This window comes from Embleya sp. NPDC059213 (assembly GCF_042754445.1).
Classification (GTDB): Bacteria; Actinomycetota; Actinomycetes; order Streptomycetales; family Streptomycetaceae; genus Embleya.
On record NZ_JBHZAV010000418.1, the window covers coordinates 1 to 1,405 of the forward strand.

Annotated in this window: 1 protein-coding gene; it reads left to right on the forward strand. The window is 69.8% G+C overall.

Annotated features, from left to right (window positions below; all coding sequences use genetic code 11):
• A partial coding sequence (locus ACFXMF_RS47740; RefSeq protein WP_380018239.1) for a condensation domain-containing protein occupies nt 1-1,405 on the forward strand: 1,405 nt, incomplete at both ends.

The following is a 1,405-nucleotide window of genomic DNA, read 5'->3' on the forward strand; positions in this document are numbered from 1 at the left end:
CTCGCGTATTGGAGGCGGGAGTTGGCGGGTCTGCCGGATCGGCTCGCGTTGCCGTTCGACCACCCCCGCCCGGCCGTGGCGTCACTGCGCGGCGACACGATTTCGGTGCACCTCGACGCGGCGCTGCATCGCGGTCTGCGTGAGTTGGCTGCGGCACACGGTGCGAGTCTGTTCATGGTGCTGCATGCGGGACTGGCCGCGCTGTTCACGCGTCTGGGTGCGGGTACCGACATTCCCCTCGGCAGTCCCATCGCCGGGCGTACCGACCAGGCCCTCGACGACCTGGTCGGGTTCTTCGTCAACACCTTGGTCCTGCGGACCGATACCTCCGGGGATCCGTCCTTCGCGGAACTCCTCGGCCGGGTCCGGGAGAACGCGCTGACCGCCTACGCACACCAGGACATCCCCTTCGAGCATCTGGTGGAAGAGCTCAACCCGGTCAGGACGTTGGCACACCATCCCCTCTTCCAGACCCTGTTGGCGCTACAGAACGCGCCGATGGGCGACCTCGCCCTGCCGGGGTTGCGCACCGCCCCCGAGCCGGTGACGACCGAAACCGCCCGGATCGACCTCACGATCAGCCTGGCGGAGCAGTACGGCCCGAACGGCGATCCGGCCGGTTTGGCCGGCCTGGTCGAATACGCCACCGACCTGTTCGAACGACAGACCGTCGACGCGCTGATCGCACGATGGACCCGCCTGCTTCGGGCGGCCGTGACCGATCCCCACGCACCCATCGGCCGCATCGACCTGCTCTCCCCGGACGAGCGACGCGAACTGCGGCCCGGTACCGCGGAACCCGACGCGAAAGACGACGCCGTGCCGTGGCGCGCCCTCCCCGAACTCTTCGCCGAGCGGGTGCGGGCCGCGCCGGACACGGTGGCCGTGGCCGGCGACGGCACCGCCGTGACCTACCGGGAACTGGACGAGCGGGCGAACCGCCTGGCACACGCCCTCATCGGTCGGGGTGTACGCCCCGGGAACACCGTCGCCGTCGCGCTGGAACGCTCCGCCGACCTGGTCGCGGCCGTGTTGGCGGTGGTCAAGGCCGGTGCGGTGTACGTGCCCCTGGATCCGCGTTTCCCGACTTCCCGCGTCGATCTGATCCGGCGCCGGACCGACGCGGTGCTGCTGTTGTCCGCCGACGTGTTGAGTGCCCTGGATCGCGAGCAGCACGGCTCCACCGCCCCGGACGTCGCCTGTCACCCGCGTGATCTGGCGTATGTGATGTTCACGTCGGGTTCGACCGGTGAGCCGAAGGGCATCGCGGTCACCCATCACGACGTGGTCGCGTTGGCGTCGGCTCGGACCTGGCGTGGTGGTGCGCACGAGCGGGTGTTGGTGCACTCGCCGACGGCGTTCGACGCGTCCACCTACGAGTTGTGGGTGCCGTTGCTCAACGGTG